General features: G+C 48.6%; 2 tRNA genes and 2 rRNA genes. All 4 read left to right on the top strand.

Annotation, left to right across the window (positions count from 1 at the left end):
* Positions 1-239: 239 nt before the first annotated feature.
* Positions 240-1,776: ribosomal RNA gene (locus AC2SLM_RS12715) — 16S ribosomal RNA — on the top strand.
* Between the two features lie 66 nt (positions 1,777-1,842).
* Positions 1,843-1,919 (top strand) — tRNA-Ile (locus AC2SLM_RS12710).
* A gap of 86 nt (positions 1,920-2,005) precedes the next feature.
* Positions 2,006-2,081 (top strand) — tRNA-Ala (locus AC2SLM_RS12705).
* Positions 2,082-2,486: 405 nt separating this feature from the next.
* Positions 2,487-5,339, top strand: a 23S ribosomal RNA gene (locus tag AC2SLM_RS12700).
* The 16S and 23S rRNA genes sit together here with 2 tRNA genes alongside, the layout of an rRNA operon.
* The last annotated feature ends 22 nt before the right edge of the window (positions 5,340-5,361 follow it).

Below are 5,361 nucleotides of genomic sequence, written 5' to 3'. Positions count from 1 at the left end.
AACTATTTAAAAGCTAAAATCAAAGAACAACTTGTGTGGATTTTTGCTGATTTAGGATGCTAAAAATTAAAGTTGGGGCTATCTCTTATCGGGGTAGTGACTAACTATAAAAATTATCATTCTTTAATTAGTAAAGAAACTCGAAGTTAATTCATTATATGAACATACGGAAAGCAAATTTGCTAGTAATAGGATGAGCCAAGTTTAGAAGTCTCTTTAAAGGACTTCATAGCAAGATTAAACTGAAGAGTTTGATCATGGCTCAGATTGAACGCTGGCGGCAGGCTTAACACATGCAAGTCGAGCGGAAACGATGATAGCTTGCTATCAGGCGTCGAGCGGCGGACGGGTGAGTAATACTTAGGAATCTGCCCAGTAGTGGGGGATAGCACGGGGAAACTCGTATTAATACCGCATACACCCTACGGGGAAAAGGGGGCGCTTGCGCTCTCGCTATTGGATGAGCCTAAGTCGGATTAGCTAGTTGGTGGGGTAAAGGCCTACCAAGGCGACGATCTGTAGCTGGTCTGAGAGGATGATCAGCCACACCGGAACTGAGACACGGTCCGGACTCCTACGGGAGGCAGCAGTGGGGAATATTGGACAATGGGGGCAACCCTGATCCAGCCATGCCGCGTGTGTGAAGAAGGCCTTTTGGTTGTAAAGCACTTTAAGCAGTGAAGAAGACCTTATGGTTAATACCCATAAGCGATGACATTAGCTGCAGAATAAGCACCGGCTAACTCTGTGCCAGCAGCCGCGGTAATACAGAGGGTGCAAGCGTTAATCGGAATTACTGGGCGTAAAGCGAGCGTAGGTGGCTTATTAAGTCAGATGTGAAATCCCCGGGCTTAACCTGGGAACTGCATCTGATACTGGTGAGCTAGAGTAGGTGAGAGGGAGGTAGAATTTCAGGTGTAGCGGTGAAATGCGTAGAGATCTGAAGGAATACCGATGGCGAAGGCAGCCTCCTGGCATCATACTGACACTGAGGTTCGAAAGCGTGGGTAGCAAACAGGATTAGATACCCTGGTAGTCCACGCCGTAAACGATGTCTACTAGTCGTTGGGGGACTTGATCCCTTAGTGACGCAGCTAACGCAATAAGTAGACCGCCTGGGGAGTACGGCCGCAAGGTTAAAACTCAAATGAATTGACGGGGGCCCGCACAAGCGGTGGAGCATGTGGTTTAATTCGATGCAACGCGAAGAACCTTACCTGGTCTTGACATATCTAGAATCCTGCAGAGATGCGGGAGTGCCTTCGGGAATTAGAATACAGGTGCTGCATGGCTGTCGTCAGCTCGTGTCGTGAGATGTTGGGTTAAGTCCCGCAACGAGCGCAACCCTTTTCCTTAGTTACCAGCGGTTCGGCCGGGGACTCTAAGGATACTGCCAGTGACAAACTGGAGGAAGGCGGGGACGACGTCAAGTCATCATGGCCCTTACGACCAGGGCTACACACGTGCTACAATGGTAGGTACAGAGGGCTGCTACACAGCGATGTGATGCGAATCTCAAAAAGCCTATCGTAGTCCAGATTGGAGTCTGCAACTCGACTCCATGAAGTCGGAATCGCTAGTAATCGCGGATCAGAATGCCGCGGTGAATACGTTCCCGGGCCTTGTACACACCGCCCGTCACACCATGGGAGTTGATTGCACCAGAAGTGGGTAGCCTAACCTTTTAGGATGGCGCTCACCACGGTGTGGTTGATGACTGGGGTGAAGTCGTAACAAGGTAGCCGTAGGGGAACCTGCGGCTGGATCACCTCCTTATTGACGCATCCGGTCAGCAAGAATTCACAACAAGTTGTTCTTTGGTTTTAGTAAGCTTTAAGCTCAGGGTCTGTAGCTCAGCTGGTTAGAGCACCGTGTTGATAACGCGGGGGTCATAAGTTCAAGTCTTATCAGACCCACCACTTATCATACGGAAAGCACTAGAAAATCACAGATTTTCTCTTACGAAGCTAAAATGTGCTCCCAGCACATTTCTTCACGCTTCTCAGGGGCCATAGCTCAGCTGGTAGAGCGCCTGCCTTGCACGCAGGAGGTCAGGAGTTCGACTCTCCTTGGCTCCACCATTTAGTGATACAGATTAAGAGTAATAGATAAACCAGAATTAAGTGATTACTGATTACTTACTTCTGTTTTATACAGAAAGCATATGACGACTGGATGACAGCGTTATTATTATTTAAAAACATAGATATGAGTTGTAATACGGTTGATACCTAATCTTTCACGTTTAGGTATCAACCAGTAACCAACCTCTTTAACGACATCAGTTGTTATCCCAAGAGGTTGGTTACAAAGTAAAGAGAACTGAATCAAGCGTAAATTATCAAGGTGATATCGTTATAATTACGGCAAACAACCGGTTAAGAACTAGATTTATGCATTGGTTAAAACACCTCGGATTACTTCGAGGTTGTCTTTAACCGATAGTAAATAAAAGCTTAGCTAACCAAGACTACTTGGGGTTGTATGGTCAAGTAATTAAGCGCACATGGTGGATGCCTTGGCAGTCAGAGGCGATGAAAGACGTGACAGCCTGCGATAAGCTTCGGGGAGATGGCAATAATCTGTGATCCGGAGATTTCTGAATGGGGAAACCCACCTAACGTAAGTTAGGTATCCTAATTTATTAGGAAGCGAACGAGGGGAAGTGAAACATCTCAGTACCCTTAGGAAAAGACATCAATAGAGATTCCCCTAGTAGCGGCGAGCGAACGGGGAGGAGCCGACTTAATTTTATGTAGAAGAACAGTGTGGGAAAACTGGCCATAGTGGGTGATAGCCCCGTATTCGAAACATAAATGCAAGCATATTAAGTAGTGCGGGACACGAGAAATCCTGTATGAAGATGGGGGGACCATCCTCCAAGGCTAAATACTCCTGACTGACCGATAGTGAACCAGTACCGTGAGGGAAAGGCGAAAAGAACCCCTGTGAGGGGAGTGAAATAGAACCTGAAACCGTGTGCGTACAAGCAGTGGGAGCGGACTTGATCCGTGACCGCGTACCTTTTGTATAATGGGTCAGCGACTTATATTCTGTAGCAAGGTTAACCATTAGGGGAGCCGTAGGGAAACCGAGTCTTAATAGGGCGAATTAGTTGCAGGGTATAGACCCGAAACCGAGTGATCTATCCATGAGCAGGTTGAAAGTGCCGTAACAGGCACCGGAGGACCGAACCCACTATCGTTGAAAAGCTAGGGGATGACTTGTGGATAGGGGTGAAAGGCTAATCAAACTCGGTGATAGCTGGTTCTCCCCGAAAGCTATTTAGGTAGCGCCTCGGACGAACACCATTGGGGGTAGAGCACTGTTTCGGCTAGGGGGTCATACCGACTTACCAAACCGATGCAAACTCCGAATACCGATGAGTGATATCCGGGAGACACACGGTGGGTGCTAACGTCCATCGTGGAGAGGGAAACAACCCAGACCGCCAGCTAAGGCCCCAAATTCCTAGTTAAGTGGGAAACGAAGTGGGAAGGCATAGACAGCTAGGAGGTTGGCTTAGAAGCAGCCATCCTTTAAAGAAAGCGTAATAGCTCACTAGTCGAGTCGGCCCGCGCGGAAGATGTAACGGGGCTCAAACTAGGAGCCGAAGCTGCGGATTTGAACATGTTTCAAGTGGTAGGGGAGCGTTGTGTAAGCCTGTGAAGGTGTGTCGTAAGGCATGCTGGAGGTATCACAAGAGCGAATGCTGACGTGAGTAACGATAATGGGTGTGAAAAGCATCCACGCCGGAAGATCAAGGGTTCCAGTCCAACGTTAATCGGGGCTGGGTGAGTCGACCCCTAAGGCGAGGCCGAAAGGCGTAGTCGATGGGAAATCAGTTAATATTCTGATACTTGTTTATGATGTGATGGAGGGACGGAGAAGGTTATGCCAGCTCAGCGATGGTTGTCTGAGTGAAAGGATGTAGGTAGACGGCTTAGGTAAATCCGGGCTGTTAATACTGAGATCTGATAGCAAGCTGTACTTGTACAGCGAAGTGGCAAATACCATGCTTCCAGGAAAAGCTTCTAAACGATAGTCATAAACGAATCGTACCCTAAACCGACACAGGTGATCAGGTAGAGAATACCAAGGCGCTTGAGAGAACTCTGCTGAAGGAACTAGGCAAAATGGTACCGTAACTTCGGGAGAAGGTACGCTGTCGATGGTGAAGGACTTGCTCCGTAAGCTATTGACAGTCGCAGATACCAGGCTGCTGCAACTGTTTATTAAAAACACAGCACTCTGCAAACACGAAAGTGGACGTATAGGGTGTGATGCCTGCCCGGTGCTGGAAGGTTAATTGATGGGCTTAGCGTATGCGAAGGTCTTGATCGAAGCCCCAGTAAACGGCGGCCGTAACTATAACGGTCCTAAGGTAGCGAAATTCCTTGTCGGGTAAGTTCCGACCTGCACGAATGGCATAATGATGGCAGCGCTGTCTCCAGCAGAGACTCAGTGAAATCGAAATCGCAGTGAAGATGCTGTGTACCCGCGGCTAGACGGAAAGACCCCGTGAACCTTTACTACAGCTTTACATTGAACTTTGACCTGACTTGTGCAGGATAGGTGGGAGGCTTTGAAGCAGATACGCCAGTATTTGTGGAGCCAACCTTGAAATACCACCCTGGTCATGTTGGGGTTCTAACTCAGGTATAACAATACCGAGGACAATGTATGGTGGGTAGTTTGACTGGGGCGGTCTCCTCCTAAAGAGTAACGGAGGAGTACGAAGGTGCGCTCAGAACGGTCGGAAATCGTTCATAGAGTATAAAGGCAAAAGCGCGCTTAACTGCGAGACCCACAAGTCGAGCAGGTACGAAAGTAGGTCTTAGTGATCCGGTGGTTCTGTATGGAAGGGCCATCGCTCAACGGATAAAAGGTACTCTGGGGATAACAGGCTGATACCGCCCAAGAGTTCATATCGACGGCGGTGTTTGGCACCTCGATGTCGGCTCATCTCATCCTAGGGCTGAAGCAGGTCCTAAGGGTATGGCTGTTCGCCATTTAAAGAGGTACGCGAGCTGGGTTTAGAACGTCGTGAGACAGTTCGGTCCCTATCTACCGTGGGCGTTGGAAATTTGAGAGGATCTGCTCCTAGTACGAGAGGACCAGAGTGGACGAACCGCTGGTGTTCGGGTTGTCATGCCAATGGCATTGCCCGGTAGCTACGTTCGGATTGGATAACCGCTGAAAGCATCTAAGCGGGAAGCCAACCTCAAGATTAGATTTCCCTTAAGAGCCGTTGAAGACTACAACGTTGATAGGCAGGGTGTGGAAGCGCAGTGATGCGTGTAGCTAACCTGTACTAATTGCTCGTTTGGCTTGACCATACAACACCCAAGTGGTTTTGTA

Source organism: Psychrobacter sp. CX16, from assembly GCF_057396245.1.
The sequence above is the reverse complement of the archived record's forward strand: the minus strand, read 5'-3'. Positions and strand labels throughout refer to the sequence as shown.